The organism is Caballeronia sp. ATUFL_F1_KS39, from assembly GCF_023630985.1.
Taxonomy (GTDB): Bacteria; Pseudomonadota; Gammaproteobacteria; order Burkholderiales; family Burkholderiaceae; genus Caballeronia; species Caballeronia zhejiangensis.
In genome coordinates this window covers 254,363-270,306 of the sequence record NZ_JALQDZ010000005.1, presented here as the reverse complement: position 1 = coordinate 270,306, position 15,944 = coordinate 254,363, and the positions used below count along the sequence as shown (strand labels likewise).

10 protein-coding genes are annotated in these 15,944 nt (G+C 64.7%); 4 read left to right on the top strand and 6 right to left on the bottom strand.

The window, feature by feature from the left end; genetic code table 11:
* Window positions 1-232 precede the first annotated feature (232 nt).
* Together tsf and rpsB are read right to left on the bottom strand one after the other, a co-directional pair.
* Window positions 233-1,114: a translation elongation factor Ts gene (gene tsf, locus NCR93_RS05980; protein ID WP_008350087.1), complete on the bottom strand. Its 882-nt coding sequence runs from the start codon at window positions 1,112-1,114 to the stop codon at window positions 233-235.
* 140 nt (window positions 1,115-1,254) lie between these two features.
* A complete protein-coding gene (gene rpsB / locus NCR93_RS05975; protein ID WP_008350088.1) occupies window positions 1,255-2,007 on the bottom strand; it encodes a 30S ribosomal protein S2 in 753 nt (250 codons plus the stop codon).
* Window positions 2,008-2,391: 384 nt separating this feature from the next.
* Between rpsB and map the strand changes: the two genes are divergently transcribed.
* The 4 genes from map (at window position 2,392) to NCR93_RS05955 (ending at window position 8,065) form a co-directional block, all read left to right on the top strand.
* Window positions 2,392-3,201: a type I methionyl aminopeptidase gene (gene map / locus NCR93_RS05970; protein WP_175979985.1), complete on the top strand. Its 810-nt coding sequence runs from the start codon at window positions 2,392-2,394 to the stop codon at window positions 3,199-3,201.
* A gap of 64 nt (window positions 3,202-3,265) precedes the next feature.
* Window positions 3,266-5,851 carry a [protein-PII] uridylyltransferase gene (locus NCR93_RS05965; RefSeq protein ID WP_175979984.1) on the top strand — a complete coding sequence of 862 codons (2,586 nt, stop codon included), beginning with the start codon at window positions 3,266-3,268 and terminating at the stop codon, window positions 5,849-5,851.
* Window positions 5,852-5,857: 6 nt separating this feature from the next.
* Window positions 5,858-7,612 carry a pseudouridine synthase gene (locus NCR93_RS05960; RefSeq protein ID WP_175979983.1) on the top strand — a complete coding sequence of 585 codons (1,755 nt, stop codon included), beginning with the start codon at window positions 5,858-5,860 and terminating at the stop codon, window positions 7,610-7,612.
* Between the two features lie 216 nt (window positions 7,613-7,828).
* Window positions 7,829-8,065, top strand: a complete 237-nt coding sequence (locus NCR93_RS05955; RefSeq protein ID WP_008350092.1) for a hypothetical protein — start codon at window positions 7,829-7,831, stop codon at window positions 8,063-8,065.
* A gap of 72 nt (window positions 8,066-8,137) precedes the next feature.
* Here the strand turns inward: NCR93_RS05955 and def are convergent, their stop codons facing one another.
* The 4 genes from def to smc form a co-directional block, all read right to left on the bottom strand.
* Window positions 8,138-8,671, bottom strand: coding sequence for a peptide deformylase (def, locus tag NCR93_RS05950; protein ID WP_008350093.1), 534 nt, complete (start codon window positions 8,669-8,671; stop codon window positions 8,138-8,140).
* Window positions 8,668-10,746 (bottom strand): NAD-dependent DNA ligase LigA, encoded by a 2,079-nt coding sequence (gene ligA / locus NCR93_RS05945; RefSeq protein ID WP_034471993.1) that lies wholly within the window; start codon window positions 10,744-10,746, stop codon window positions 8,668-8,670. The genes def and ligA overlap by 4 nt, the downstream gene beginning before the upstream one ends.
* Before the next feature lie 192 nt (window positions 10,747-10,938).
* Entirely contained in the window at window positions 10,939-12,198 is a 1,260-nt protein-coding gene (locus NCR93_RS05940) for a cell division protein ZipA C-terminal FtsZ-binding domain-containing protein (RefSeq protein WP_250532186.1), read from the bottom strand.
* Window positions 12,199-12,373: 175 nt separating this feature from the next.
* Window positions 12,374-15,889, bottom strand: coding sequence for a chromosome segregation protein SMC (smc, locus tag NCR93_RS05935; protein WP_175979981.1), 3,516 nt, complete (start codon window positions 15,887-15,889; stop codon window positions 12,374-12,376).
* Window positions 15,890-15,944: the final 55 nt, after the last annotated feature.

Genomic DNA, 15,944 nt, shown 5'->3' with positions numbered 1-15,944 from the left:
GAGGAGGGTTGCAACAACGTAGAACTGTAGGGGTGAAACATTACTTACCGCAAGCGGGCCGGATCGGGCGGCGGGCGCGGCAGATCAGGGTTTTCCCTGGTCTGCCGCGCCCGCTCTTCGTGCGAACCGGATCGCTGAATTCTTGCGGCGGGACGATCCGCCGCGGTACTGCGGGCCCGACGCGCGGCCGCGCCATGACAGCACACGCGTCTTAAACGAGCCTTAGCGTGCCTTAGGACTGCTTGGCCGCCGCGACTTGCGCCGCCACTTCGGCCGCGAAGTCGTCCTGACGCTTCTCGATGCCCTCGCCAACCACGAACAGCGCGAACTTCTGCACCGATGCGCCGGCCGCCTTCAGGTACTGCTCGATCGTCTGCTTGTCGTTCTTCACGAACGGCTGGTTCAGCAGCGACACTTCCTTCAGGTACTTCTGGATCGAGCCGTCGACCATCTTCGCGACGATCTCGGCCGGCTTGCCCGACTCGGCAGCCTTCTGCTCGGCGATGCTGCGCTCCTTGGCGATCAGATCGGCCGGCACTTCGTCCGACGACAGCGAAACCGGCTTCATCGCGGCGACGTGCATCGCGACGTCCTTGCCGACTTGCTCGTCAGCGCCCGTGAATTCGACCAGAACGCCGATGCGCGTGCCGTGCAGGTACGACGCAACCTTGTTCGCGGAGTCGAAGCGCACGAAGCGGCGGATCGACAGGTTCTCGCCGATCTTGCCGACGAGCGCCAGACGCACTGCGTCGACCGTCGAGCTTTCGAGCGGCAGCGCCGACAGCGCGGCCACGTCGGCCGGGTTGTTCTTCGCGACCAGTTCAGCAATCGTCTTGCCGAAAGCCAGGAAGTCGTCGTTCTTCGCGACAAAGTCGGTTTCGCAGTTCAGCTCGACGAGCGCGCCCACGCCGCCTTCGACGTGCGCCGTCACGATGCCTTCAGCCGTCACGCGCGATGCCGCCTTGCTCGCCTTGTTGCCGAGCTTCACGCGCAGCAACTCTTCCGCGCGCGCCATGTCGCCGTCGGCTTCCGTCAGCGCCTTCTTGCATTCCATCATCGGCGCATCGGTCTTCGCGCGCAGTTCTGCCACCATGCTTGCGGTAATTGCCGCCATCATTCGCTCCTTGAGTCTGTTTGATACGTGCCGCCGGCTTTACAGCCCGCCCACGGCAGGAAAATTGGCATTTCTATCGCGCCGACTAAAAAAAAGGGGCCTTTCGCAAAGCCCCCTTTTTTGTCGGCCACAGGGCTCGATTACGCCTCTGCGTTGACCTCGACGAACTCGTCGCCTTCGCCGTTACGGACAGCTTGCACAACGTCGTTCACCGCGTTCGCGCGGCCTTCGAGGATCGCGTCAGCGACGCCCTGAGCGTACAGCGCGACGGCCTTGGATGCGTCGTCGTTACCCGGGATCACGTAGTCGATGCCTTCCGGCGAGTGGTTCGTGTCGACCACGGCGATGACCGGAATGCCGAGCTTCTTCGCTTCGGTGACAGCAATCTTGTGGTAGCCGACGTCGATGACGAACATCGCGTCCGGAATGCCGCCCATGTCCTTGACGCCGCCGATCGACTTTTGCAGCTTGACCATTTCGCGCTCGAACAGAAGCGCTTCCTTCTTGCTCATCCGCTCGGTTTCACCCGATTCCAGCGCTGCTTCCATGTCCTTCAGGCGCTTGATCGAAACCTTCAGCGTCTTGAAGTTGGTCATCATGCCGCCGAGCCAGCGGGCGTTGACGAAAGGCATGCCGGCGCGCGCCGCTTCCTGCGCGATCGTGTCGCGCGACTGACGCTTCGTGCCGACGAAAAGGATCGTGCCGCGATTGGCTGCCAACTGGCGCACGTACTTCAGCGCGTCGTTGTAGAGCGGCAGGGTCTTTTCGAGGTTGATGATGTGAATCTTGTTGCGATGACCGAAGATGTACGGGGCCATCTTCGGATTCCAGAAGCGGGTTTGGTGACCGAAGTGGACACCGGCTTCCAGCATTTGACGCATCGTGACTGCCATGAAAATTCTCCGCGAGGGTTGGGTCTTAAGCCGGCTGCCGCATCCCGCGCCCGGTTATCTTTGCTTTCCGGACGCCGGACACCCTGGGTGCGCCGGCTTGCGTATCGACTTGAACAGACTGGAACAACTAACACTAAGTCGCGTTTCACACCTGCAGACACGATTGTCTTATGAAATCGTGACGACAATATGGATTACGACTTAGCCTGCGAGTATAGCATGTGAGGATTGGTCGGCTCAAGCAGCACGACCGATCCGAATTGCGCGCGCGTTTCGTGTTTCGCGGCCGCCCGCCTCGAACTATCCGGGTGCGGCGCATTTCCTAAGGTGCGATAATGCCGCTTTCGCGGCTCACTGCCGCATTGACGCATTCCGGGCCAAGTCATGTCCATTACGCTGAAAAACGAACACGATATCGCACAGATGCGCGTCGCCTGCCGGCTCGCCAGCGAAGTGCTCGATTTCATCACGCCGCATATCGTTCCCGGCGTGACCACCGAAGAACTCGATCGCCTTTGCCACGAATATATGGTGAAGGAACAAGGCACCGTTCCCGCACCGCTCAATTATCAGCCGCCCGGCTATCCGCCGTACCCGAAGGCCACGTGCATTTCCGTGAACGACGTGATCTGTCACGGCATCCCCGGCGAGAAAGTGCTGAAGAACGGCGACGCGCTCAATATCGACATCACCGTCATCAAGAACGGATATTTCGGCGACACGAGCCGCATGTTCATCGTCGGCGAGGGCTCGATTCTGGCGAAGCGTCTCGTGCAGACCACGTTCGACTGCATGTGGCTCGGCATCGATCAGGTGCGCCCTGGCGCGCATCTCGGCGATATCGGCGCGGCGATCCAGAAGCACGCGGAGTCGCAAGGCTACAGCGTCGTGCGCGAATATTGCGGCCACGGCATCGGCCAGGTGTTCCACGAGGAGCCGCAGGTGCTGCATTACGGCCGCGCGGGCACGGGCATCGAACTGCAGGCGGGCATGATCTTCACCGTCGAACCGATGATCAACGCCGGCCGCCGCGAAATCCGCACCATGCCGGATCAGTGGACCGTCAAGACGCGCGACCGCAGCCTCTCGGCGCAATGGGAGCACACGGTGCTCGTCACGCCGACGGGCTACGAAGTGCTGACCGTCTCGGCGGGCACGCAGGCGCCGTCGCAGCTGATCGCGGCAACGGCCTGATTCTCCGTCTCCCCGCGCGCCCGCTTTCCCGCCGGCGCGCCCCCACCTCCTTTTTGGTCGATCCATGAGCGTCACCGCCGCTGTCGCCACGCCCTGTGAATCGTTGCGCGCCGCCTACAAGTCGGCGAAGGCGGCGCTCATCGAACGCTTTCAGTCCGGCTCGAACGTCGAACCGCTGATGCGCGCGCTCGCCCGCGCCACCGACGACGCCCTCAAAGGCGCGTGGTCCGCCTGCGACATGCCGGACAGCGCGGCGCTCGTTGCGGTCGGCGGCTACGGACGCGGCGAGCTCGCGCCCTACTCCGACGTCGACATTCTCGTCCTGCTGCCCGACGCATCGCCGCACGGCAGCGACGCGGAGCTCAACGGCCGCGTCGAGCGCTTCATCGGCATGGCGTGGGATCTCGGGCTCGATATCGGCAGCAGCGTGCGCTCGGTGGAGCAATGCATCGCCGAGGCGGGCAACGACATCACCGTGCAGACGTCGTTGCTCGAAGCGCGGCGCATCTGCGGCGATACGCAACTTTTTCAGCGCTTCTCGGCGCGCTACCACGAGACGCTCGATCCGCGCGCGTTCTTCCAGGCGAAGGTGCTGGAAATGCGCCAGCGGCACGCGAAGTTTCAGGACACGCCCTACAGCCTCGAGCCGAACATCAAGGAAAGTCCCGGCGGCCTGCGCGATCTGCAACTGATTCTCTGGATTGCGCGCGGAGCGGGTTTCGGCAGCAGCTGGCGCGAACTCGACACGCGCGGGCTCATCACCGAACGCGAAGCGCGCGAACTGCGCCGCAACGAAGGCTTCCTGAAGGCGCTGCGCGCGCGGTTGCACGTCATCGCGAAGCGCCGTCAGGACATTCTCGTCTTCGACTTGCAGACGCCGCTCGCGGAAAGCTTCGGCTTCAAGGCGACCGCCGCCAAGCGCGCGAGCGAGCAGTTGATGCGCCGTTATTACTGGGCGGCGAAAGCCGTCACGCAGCTCGCGACCATCCTGATCCAGAACGTCGAAGCGCAGCTTTTTCCGTCGACGAGCGGCATCACGCGCGTCGTCAACGGGCGTTTCGTCGAGAAGCAAGGCATGCTGGAAATCGCCCGCGACGATGTCTTCGAGCGCGAGCCGCACGCCATTCTCGAAGCGTTTCTGCTGTACGAACAAACGCGCGGCATCAAGGGATTTTCGGCGCGGACGCTGCGGGCGATCTACAACGCGCGCGATCTGATGAACCGCGACTGGCGGCGCGACCCGGAAAATCGCCGGCTGTTCATGGAGATTCTCAAGCAGCCCGAAGGCATCACGCACGCGTTTCGCCTGATGAACCAGACGAGCGTGCTCGGGCGCTATCTGCTGAACTTCCGGCGCATCGTCGGACAGATGCAGCACGATCTCTATCACGTCTACACGGTCGATCAGCACATCCTGATGGTGCTGCGCAATCTGCGGCGCTTCGCGATCGCCGAGCACGCGCACGAATATCCGTTCTGCAGCCAACTGATGGGCAATTTCGAGCGCCCGTGGGTGCTGTACGTCGCGGCGCTCTTTCACGATATCGCGAAAGGCCGCGGCGGCGATCATTCGACGCTCGGCATGGCCGATGCCCGGCGCTTCTGCCGCGAACACGACATCGGCGACGAAGACACCGAGCTCGTCGTGTGGCTCGTGCAGCAGCATCTGACGATGAGTCAGGTCGCGCAGAAGCAGGACACGAGCGACCCGGACGTCATCAAGCAGTTCGCCTCCGTCGTGAAGACGGAACGCCGGCTCACGGCGCTGTATCTGCTGACCGTCGCCGATATCCGCGGCACGAGTCCGAAAGTCTGGAACAACTGGAAGGGCAAGCTGCTGGAAGATCTCTTCCGCGCGACGCAAGCCGTGCTCGGCGGCGCGCAGACCGACGCGCATTCGGAACTCAAATCGCGGCAGGAAGCGGCGCTCGCGCTGCTGCGGCTCGAAACGGTTCCCGAAGGCGCGCAGAAGCGGCTTTGGGATCAGCTCGACGTCGGCTATTTCCTGCGTCACGATCCGGCCGACATCGCGTGGCAGACGCGCGTGCTCTATCGGCACGTCGCGAGCGAGGAGCCGATCGTGCGGGCGCGGCCCTCGCCCATCGGCGCCGCGCTGCAGGTGCTCGTCTATCTGAAGGATCGGCCGGATCTTTTCGCCGGCATCTGCGCGTATTTCGACAAGAACGGGCTTTCCGTGCTCGATGCGCGCGTGACGACGACCCGCCACGGCTATGCGCTCGACAACTTCCTCGTGGCCCATCCGGACCACGACGGAAGTTATCGCGACATCGCCAATCTCGTCGAGCAGCAACTGGCCGCGCTGCTCACGGACGAGCGTATTCTCCCGGAACCGTCGAAGGGCCGCGTGTCGCGGCTCGTGCGTACGTTTCCGATCACGCCGCGCGTGGACTTGCGTCCCGACGATCGCGGCCAGTACTACATCCTGTCCGTGTCGGCGAACGACCGGCAGGGCCTTCTTTATTCGATCGCGCGCGTTCTGGCGCAACACCGGATCGGCGTGCAGGCGGCACGGATCAACACGCTCGGCGAACGCGTCGAAGACGTGTTTCTGCTCGACGGCAAGAGCCTGTCGAACAACCGCACCCAGATCCAGGTGGAAACCGAACTGCTGCGCGCGATCGCAGCCTGAGACTTTATGCGCGTCAAACTGACAGCCAAACATCCGCGTCCGACCTCGGCAACGCGTTCGCCGGTTCGAGCCGGCACGACCACCGGGCGCAAGCCCGTTCGCGCACCGTCGCCGGACGAGGCGCATCCGAAGCGCTCGGGCCAGCCGGCCGACAAGCGCAGCGATGCGCCGCGTGAGCCGCGTGCTTTCAAGCCGCGTGGTGACGATTCGCGTCCGGCGTTCGGTGAACGCGGTCCGCGCAAGTCGTTCGAAGGTCGTCCGCCTGCGCGTGGCGAGCGTCCGTCGGGTGGCGATGAACGTCGTCCGTTCAAACCCCGCGGCGATGATTCGCGTCCCGCGTTCGGTGAACGTGGTCCGCGCAAGTCGTTCGAGGGTCGTCCGCCTGCGCGTGGCGAGCGTCCGTCGGGTGGCGATGAACGTCGTCCGTTCAAACCGCGTGGTGACGATTCGCGTCCCGCCTTCGGTGAACGTGGTCCGCGCAAGTCGTTCGACGACAGGCCGCCGCGTGGCGAACGCGCGTCGGGCGGCGATGAACGTCGTCCGTTCAAACCGCGTGGCGATGATTCGCGTCCGGCGTTTGGCGAGCGTGGTCCGCGCAAGTCGTTCGACGACAGGCCGCCGCGTGGCGAACGCACATCGGGTAGCGATGAACGTCGCCCGTTCAAACCGCGTGGTGACGATTCGCGCCCCGCTTTCGGTGAACGCGGTCCGCGCAAGTCGTTCGACGACAGGCCGCCGCGTGGCGAACGCGCATCGGGCGCCGATGAACGTCGTCCCTTCAAACCGCGCGGCGACGATTCGCGTCCCGCTTTCAACGAACGCGATCCGCGCAAGTCACGCGACGATCGCGCGCCCGGAGCGCGTCCCGCACGCCGCGATGAGAACGACCGTCCGTACGCCAGACGCGACGATCGCGGCGATACGCGCAAGCCAGCGGCGAAACCTGCGACGAAGCCCGCCGCGCCCGTCGCGGAGTCCGCGCCGAAGCATCGCGATCACCACGACGGCCTCGTGCGCCTGTCGAAAGTGATGTCGGAGCTCGGCCTCTGCTCGCGCCGTGAAGCCGACGAATGGATCGAGAAAGGCTGGGTGCTCGTCGACGGCGAAGTCATCGACACGCTCGGCACGCGCATCCGTCCGACGCAGAACATCGAAATCCTGCCCGCGGCGCATTCCGCGCAGGCGCGCCTCGTCACGATCCTGCTGCACAAGCCGGTCGGCTACGTCTCGGGTCAGGCGGAAGACGGCTACGAGCCCGCGGTCACGCTCATCAACCCGGCCAATCACTGGAACGAGGACCACTCGGGTGTGCGCTTCGCGCCGAGTCATCTGCGCACGCTCGCGCCGGCGGGCCGCCTGGACATCGACTCGACGGGACTTCTCGTGCTCACGCAGGACGGCCGCATCGCGAAACAACTGATCGGCGGCCACTCGGAAGTCGACAAGGAATACCTCGTGCGCGTGCGCTTCGGCGAGCATACGGTCGATGTCGATCAGCATTTCCCCGCCGAAAAACTCGCGCTCCTGCGTCACGGCCTCGAACTCGACGGCGTGCCGCTCAAGACCGCGCAGGTGAGCTGGCAAAACGGCGAACAACTGCGCTTCGTGCTCCGCGAAGGCAAGAAGCGGCAGATCCGCCGCATGTGCGAGCTCGTCGGACTGGAAGTGGTCGGTCTGAAGCGCATTCGCATGGGCCACGTGACGCTCGGCGCGCTGCCCCCCGGCCAGTGGCGCTATCTCGGCCCGAACGAGACTTTCTGAGCAAACCGAGCAGTTCGCGCGCACGTCGATCGAACGTTCGCGCGGCGTCGTATTGCGTCGCAAAAATGCGACGTTCCAGCAGAAAAAACGGCACGACGCAATTCCGGTCGTGCCGTTTCATTTTTGGCGGCTTTTTGGCTAAAGAAAATAAGTCATCGATCCGATAAACCAGACAGCAGGATCAGCAGCATTGAACGGCATTGATGGAGAATCGCCATGTCAGTTGAGATCATCGTTCGTGAGACGGGAACCGGTCTGGAGATCGTGAGTGGCCGGCGACGGCTCGAAGCCCTCCTCGCCCTGCGCGACGAAGTCGTCGTGACGAGCCCCGGCGTGGGTGAAATGGTGATCGCCCGTCTGCCCGACGGACGCCTGCAGGCATCCGCGAATCCGGAGCATGTCGCGCTGTTTCGTCAACCCGACGTCAGCGGCAATCCGAAAACGTTGGCGTAAAGAAAAAGCCGCTTCTCGCGAAAGCGGCTCTCCGTATTCAGGCTGATTCGTTGCGATTCCAACCGCGCGGCGTCAGTCGTCGCGCGCGGGATCGAGACCCGGAAACAGCACTTCGGTGAAGCCGAACTTCGAAAAGTCGGTGATACGCATCGGATAGAGCTTGCCGATCAGATGGTCGCACTCGTGCTGCACGACGCGCGCGTGAAAGCCCTCCGCGAGCCGTTCGATGGCTTTGCCGTACTGATCGAAACCCTGATAGCGGATCATCGAGAAACGCTGCACCGCGCCGCGCAAACCCGGCACGGACAGACAGCCTTCCCAACCCTCCTCCATGTCGTGTCCGTTCGGCGTGATGATCGGATTGATGAGCACCGTCTCCGGCACCGACGGCGCGTCCGGATAACGCTCGTTCTGCCCGAAGCCGAAGATCACCACCTGCAGATCGACGCCGATCTGCGGCGCGGCCAGCCCCGCGCCGTTGGCGTCGCGCATCGTATCGAACATATCCTGCACGAGCGCGTGCAGTTCGGGCGTGTCGAAATGCTCGACCGGCTGCGCGATACGCAAAAGCCGCGGATCGCCCATCTTCAGGATTTCGCGAATCATGGAGTGACTCCTTCCAAAAGCTTACGCATGGCCTCTTCGTCGAGAACAGGAACCCCGAGTTCCTCCGCCTTGGCGAGCTTGCTGCCCGCTTCCGCGCCCGCCACGACGTAGTCGGTCTTTTTCGATACGGAACCGGCAACCTTCGCACCCGCCGACTCCAGCATTTCCTTCGCTTCCTCGCGCGATAGCGTGGGCAGCGTGCCCGTCAGCACGACGGTCTTGCCGGCCAGCACGCCCTGCGGCGCTTTCGGCGCGGGCGGCCCTTCCGGCCACGACACCTTGACGCGCAACTGCTCGATCACATGCTTGTTGTGTTCTTCGCTGAAGAAATTGTGGATGGCCTCGGCGACGATCGGCCCGACATCGTTGACTTCGAGCAGCTCTTCGACCGAAGCAGCCATGATCGGATCGAGCGAGCCGAAATGCTTCGCGAGATCCTTCGCCGTCGATTCGCCCACGTGCCGGATGCCGAGCGCATAGATGAAGCGCGCGAGCGTCGTCTTCCTCGCTTTTTCGAGCGAATCGATCAGGTTCTGCGCGGATTTGTCGGCGAAACGGTCGAGCGCCGCGAGCGTCGAAAAGCCGAGATTAAACAGATCCGCGGGCGTACGCACGAGATTCTGCTCGACGAGTTGATCGATGATCTTCTCACCTAGCCCGTCGATATCGAGCGCGCGGCGCTGCGCGAAGTGCCACAGTGCCTGCTTGCGCTGAGCGGGACAGAACAACCCGCCCGTGCAGCGCGCGATCGCCTCGTCCGGCAGGCGCTCGATCTTCGAGCCGCAGACGGGGCACTCCGTCGGCATGACGAATTCGCGCGCGTCGGCGGGACGGCGCTCAAGAATGGCGCCGACGACTTCGGGGATCACGTCGCCCGCGCGGCGCACCGTGACCGTATCGCCGATGCGGATGTCCTTGCGCCGCACTTCGTCCTCGTTGTGCAACGTCGCGTTCGTGACCGTCGCACCGCCGACGAACACCGGCGCGAGACGCGCGACCGGCGTGATCGCGCCCGTTCGACCGACCTGCACGTCGATGGCGAGCAGTTGCGTCAGCGCTTCCTGCGCCGGGAATTTGTGCGCGAGCGCGAAACGCGGCGCGCGCGACACGAAGCCGAGCTTATCCTGCTCGTCGCGGCGGTCGACCTTGTAGACGACGCCGTCGATGTCGTACGGCAGCTTCTCGCGCTTCTCGCCGATCCGGTGGAAGAAGGCGAGCAAACCGTCGGCGCCTTCGACCACGGCGCGCTCCGCATTCACCGGCAAGCCCATTTCCTTGTACCAGTCGAGCAACGCGGCGTGCGTCGCGGGCATCTCCGCGCCTTCGAGCACGCCAATGCCATAAGCGAAGAACGACAGCGAACGCTGCGCGGTCATTTTCGGATCGAGCTGACGCAAGCCGCCCGCCGCCGCGTTGCGCGGATTCGCGAACTCGCGCTGGCCCGCTTCGCGCTGACGCGCATTCAGGCGCTCGAAATCGCGCTTGAACATCAGCACTTCGCCGCGCACGTCGAGCCGTTTCGGCACGTTCTTGCCCTTCAGCGTGAGCGGAATCGAGCGGATGGTGCGTACGTTCGCCGTCACGTCCTCGCCCGTCGCGCCGTCGCCGCGCGTCGCGGCCTGCACGAAATGGCCGTCCTCGTAACGCAGGGAAATGGCGAGACCATCGAACTTGAGCTCGCACGCATATTCGACGCTCGCGTGGCCCAGCGCGTCGGACACGCGCTTGTCGAATGCGGCGATGTCCTCGTCCGCGAAGCCGTTGTTGAGCGAAAGCATCGGCACGTCATGGACGACCGGCGTGAATCCTTCGGCGACTTCGCCGCCCACGCGCTGCGTCGGCGAATCCGGCGTGATCAGATCCGGATGCTCGGTCTCGATGCCCTGAAGTTCCTTGAAGAGCGTGTCGTACTCGGCGTCGGGCAGATCCGGCTGATCCAGTACGTAATACGCGTAGTTCGCGCGTTCCAGTTCCGAACGCAGCCACGCCGCGCGCTCGGCCGGACGAGCGGCGCTGGGCACGGCGGCGCCCGACTTCGCGGTCGCGGCGGATTCGGCTTTTGATTTTGCGGACATGCGGCTTCGAGAAAGTAGGTAAGTCAGTCAACCGACCGTTCGATTGTCTCAGAAGATCGGTAAATCGTGGCCTCGGCCAAACGGCCTAAGTGCGGGCGTCGGTGCGGCGGCGCGCACGCAAAGAAAAGCGCCCCGGCTGGGGCGCGATTCTCCTGGCAAGCGAGCGCCTTGCCGACTGCGCGCAGCAAAAAGTTACTGGCTGAAAAGACGCCGCGTCGCGGGCGAGCCGGCCGGAATGCCCGCCTGCTCCAGCTTCGCGTAGAGCGTCATCAACTGCTTCTCGATGGCGAGCAGCGCGGACTCCGGCAAGGGCCGGCGCTGGTCGTCGACGACACGCGCGCCGATACGCTCCGACAGCGACTTCGCGTAATCGCACATCAGGCGGAACGGCAGGATGTCTTCGTCGGCGACGGGCACGTCGAGCACCAGCGTGATCATCTGGCCGCCCTTGTAGGTGAGGTCGTCGCGCAGGAAGTTCGTGTCGCCGAACTGGAGCATGAAGACCGGATTCTGCTTCGCGTCGAGTTTGACGAAGCGTGTGCCGTCGCGCGAGAGCAAAAGGCCGTCTTGCGACGCCACCGCCTGCACGTAGTTCGCGGACCACGGCGCGCCGTCGGAGAGGATGTTGATCGAGAGCTGCGCGTCGCATTGCGCGGCAAACGCGTCCAGCTCGCGCGCCATGCCGACGGTTTCCATCATGTCGGGGAATTCGGGCGCGCCGTCGATGGCGTCGGCAAGCCGCTGCACGCCGGTCACGAACTCCGAGAATTCGAGTTCGTTGAGCGGGCCGCTGCGGTTCGCGAGTTGCGCGGCCGCGCGCAACTCCTCGTAGCGCACGCCGTTTCGCGGCAACTCCCACGCGCTGTCGCCTTCGGCCTTGCCTTCGATCGTCACGGGCTTCGTGCCCGCGCGGCGCAGGCGCTGCGCAAGCGGAATCACGCGATCGCCCGCAACCGGCGCGGCGAGGCGAATCGGCACGACACAATCGATGCGGCGATCGACGACCGCCGGCGGCGCCTGCGAAATCGTCGTCGCGGCGGCCATCACCGGTTCGGTGCGCTCGTCTTCGGTGGCACTTGGCGCTTCCTCGGACGCGCCATTGGCGGACGTCGCCTCGGCCTGGAGATCGACGGCGGTATCGGCAGGCGCGACGGGAGCCGCCGCCGTCGACTCGTTCGCCGTGCCGAAGCTCGGCTCGACACGCGTATCGCGCGGTTCGGCATCGGCGCCATCGGCGCCGCCCGCTACGGGCGCGCGCCGCGACTGACGCACGGGCTCGATGAACGGCTGCTCGTCGTCCGCTTCCTGGCGCGCAAGCGCATCCGCCGCTTCGTCCGGCATCGGACGCGGCATCTTGCGACGCACCTTCGCGCTCTGCCACGCGTTGTACACGACCACGCCGCCCACCACCACGGCTCCGGCTCCAATCAAACCGAGTGTCAACTCGTCCATGCAGGCTCCATCATTCTTTTAAGTTACGAAGCGCCGCGCGATCTGTCGCGCGCATCGCCGCGTTCCGGCTTCTCGCCGCCGCCTGGCCGATGCGCGCCACTCCGCGCCTTGACGCACGCTGCCGGAAACCTCGTCCGGCCCTTTCACTCAATCAAACTCTCGCGAGCGCGATGCTTCAGCCGTTCTGCGCGAAGCCCGCCGCCGCTTCCATGTCCACCGCGACGATGCGCGACACGCCCTGCTCCTGCATCGTCACGCCGATCAGTTGCTGCGCCATTTCCATCGCGATCTTGTTGTGCGAGATGAACAGGAACTGCGTCTTGGCCGACATCGCGCGCACGAGGTTCGCGAAGCGCTCGGTGTTGGCGTCGTCGAGCGGCGCGTCGACTTCGTCGAGCAGACAGAACGGCGCGGGGTTCAACTGGAACATCGCGAACACGAGCGCGGTCGCGGTCAGCGCCTTTTCGCCGCCCGAAAGCAGGTGAATCGTCGAATTCTTCTTGCCGGGCGGCTGCGCCATGACCTGCACGCCGGCGTCGAGGATTTCATCGCCGGTCATGATGAGCTTCGCCTGACCGCCGCCGAAAAGGCGCGGGAACAGTTCGCCGAAGTGACGGTTCACTTCGTCGAAGGTGCCTTGCAGCAGCGCGCGCGTTTCCTGATCGATCTTCTGGATCGCGTCTTCCAGCGTGCCGATGGCGTCGTTCAGATCCGCGGACTGCGCGTCGAGGAAATGCTTGCGCTCGGTTGCCGCGGCGAGTTCTTCGAGCGCGGCCATGTTGACCGGGCCGAGCGCGTTGATCGCGTTGTTCAGCCGCGTGACTTCGCCCTGCAGATACGACGGCTTCATGTCCGGCGTGAGCTTTTCGGCGAGCTCGGCTTCATCGACGCCGGCTGCTTGCAACTGCTCGACGAACTGTTCGCCGCTGATGCGCGCCGCCTGCTCCTTCAGTTGCAACTCGTTGATCTTGTCGCGCAGCGGCTGCAGCGAACGTTCGGCCATGAGGCGCTGCTCGTCGGCCTGACGCAGACGCGCGGTCAGATCGTCCAGTTCGACGCGCGCCGCATGCAGCGCTTCCTCGCGCGCCGCGCGCACTTCGAGCGCGTCCTGCAGGCCGGTCTGCGCGGTCTGTTCGTTGATGGTTTCGAGTTCGGCGCGCGCGTCTTCCAGCGTGCCCGCGATGCGCTCGCTCTGATCGTGCGCCGTCTCGATATTGCGCTTGTATTCGTCGATCTTCGCGGCGAGGCCGCGCACGGCGAAGCTGGCATCGCTCGCGGCGCGTTCCAGTTCGCGAAGTTCGTGGCGCGCGTTCGTGAGTTCCTCGTCGAGCGACTCGAACGCAAGCTGGTTGTCTTCGAAACGCGCCTGCAATTGCGCGATTTCGCCATCGTGACGTTCGAACGCGGCTTCCGATTCGGCGCGCAAGGCACGCTGCTCGTCGACCTGCGCGGCGATCTCTTCGAGCTCCTCGCCGATCTGCGTGTTGCGCTGCGTATAGCGTTCGTGCGCCTGCGCGAGCTTGAGCACGTCCATCTGCAACGCGTGCACGCGCTGCGTCGCGCGCTCAGCGGCGGCGCGCGCTTCCGCGAGCGTCTGCGAGCCTTGCGTGTGGGCGGCATCGGCACGCACGGCGTTGGCCTTGGCTTCATCGGACAGCAAAGCCTGCGCGCGCACCTGCTTCGTCAGATTCTCGATTTCCTGCGCACGCGCGAGCATGCCCGACTGCTCGGAATCCGACGCGTAAAGCTGCACGCCCACGCGCGTCACGATATGCCCCGCCTTCACGACGAACGCGGCGCCATCCGGCAACTGATTGCGCGAAGCGAGCGCCTGCGCGAGATCGTCGGCGACGAAAGTCGTGGCGAGCCATTCGTTGAGCACGGCGCGCAGGCCCGGATCGTCGATGCGCACGAGCGACAGCAGCGAGCGCAAGCCTTGCGGCGCGTCGACCGGCTTGCCCGCGACGGGCGGCGAGTAGAACGCGAGCTTGGCGGGCGGCGCATCCGTGGCGAACGCCTTGACCCAATCCAGATTCGATACTTCCAGCGCGGCGAGACGCTCGCGCAGCACGGATTCGAGCGCCGCTTCCCAGCCGGTCTCGACGTGCAGCTTCTTCCACAGACGCGGCAGCGCGCCGAGCTCGTGCTTGTCGAGCCACGGCTGGATCTTGCCTTCCGTCTGCACGCTTTCCTGAAGCTGCTTCAACGCGGCGAGACGCGCTTCGAGCTGATGGATCTGCGCGCTTTCCTTCTGCACGCGTTCCTGCGCGGCGCGGCGCTCGGCGTCCAGACGCGGCACGGTTTCCTGCGCATCGGCGAGACGCGCTTGTGCTTCGGCGAGAATCTCTTCGTTTTCCGCGAGCTGCATGCGCAACTCTTCGAGATGCGCTTCGTCGGGCGCATCCAGACCGCTCGCCTCGCTCTTCAGACGCTCCTGACGCTGCTGCAATTGCTGAAGCTGCTGATCCGCGTTGCGCTGATGCGCCGCTTCGAGCTTGAGCGCCTGTTCCGCGCGCGCGATGCCCGCGCGCTCTTCGTTCAATTGCGCTTGTGCGTCGCGCCAGCGCGCTTCGAGCGCGGGGAGCGCGTCGTGTTTCGCGGCGGCATTTTCCTGCGCGATCGCGGCCTTTTCTTCGCCTTCGGCGAGCGCTTCGGTCGCGGTATCGATTTCGTCGCGCGCCTTTTGCGCCTGCACCTGCCATTGCTCGCGCTGCGCGGTAAGCGCGGCGATCTGCGCCTGCACGCGATTGCGCGACTCGACGATAAAGCGGATCTCCGCTTCGAGCCTGCTCACTTCGGCATTGGCTTCGTAGAGCGAGCCTTGCGCGCCTTGCATCGCGTCGCTCGCGCTGTAGTGCGCGACGCGCAGCGTTTCCAGTTGCGCTTCGACTTCACGCAGACGCGCCGTCTGCGCTTCGAGCTCGACCTGGGCCTCGCGAATGGCGCGCTGCTGACGCTCGGCTTCGTTGCCCGCTTCCTTCTTGCGCAAGAGCCACAGAAGGCGTTGCTTCTCTTCGCCTTCGGCCTGCAGTTCCTTGTACTTCGTCGCGACGACCGCCTGCGCTTCGAGCTTTTCGAGGTTCGTCGACAGCTCGCGGATGATGTCTTCGACGCGCGTCAGGTTCTCGCGCGTGTCATGCAGACGGTTCTCCGTCTCGCGGCGGCGCTCCTTGTACTTCGACACGCCCGCGGCTTCTTCGAGGAACACGCGCAGCTCTTCGGGCTTCGCCTCGATGATGCGCGCGATCATGCCCTGCCCGATGATCGCGTAGGCGCGCGGGCCGAGACCCGTGCCGAGGAAGATGTCCTGGATGTCGCGACGGCGCGCGGGCAGATTGTTGATGTAGTAGCTGGAAGTGCCGTCGCGCGTGAGCACGCGCTTCACGGCGATTTCGCCGTAGGCGCTCCATTGACCGGCGGCGCGGCCGTCGCCGTTATCGAAAATGAGTTCGACGCTAGCCCGGCTGCCGGGTTTGCGCGCCGTCGATCCGTTGAAGATCACGTCCTGCATCGATTCGCCGCGCAACTCGGAGGCGCGCGATTCGCCGAGCACCCAGCGCACGGCATCGATGATATTGGACTTGCCACAGCCGTTCGGCCCGACGACGCCGACCAGTTGGCCGGGGACCTGGAAATGCGTGGGATCGACGAAGGACTTGAAGCCAGCGAGTTTTATCGAGGTCAGACGCACGGCGATATCGCTGTTTTGAATGAGTGACGGAGGATATATGGCAGACAGGCCGCAG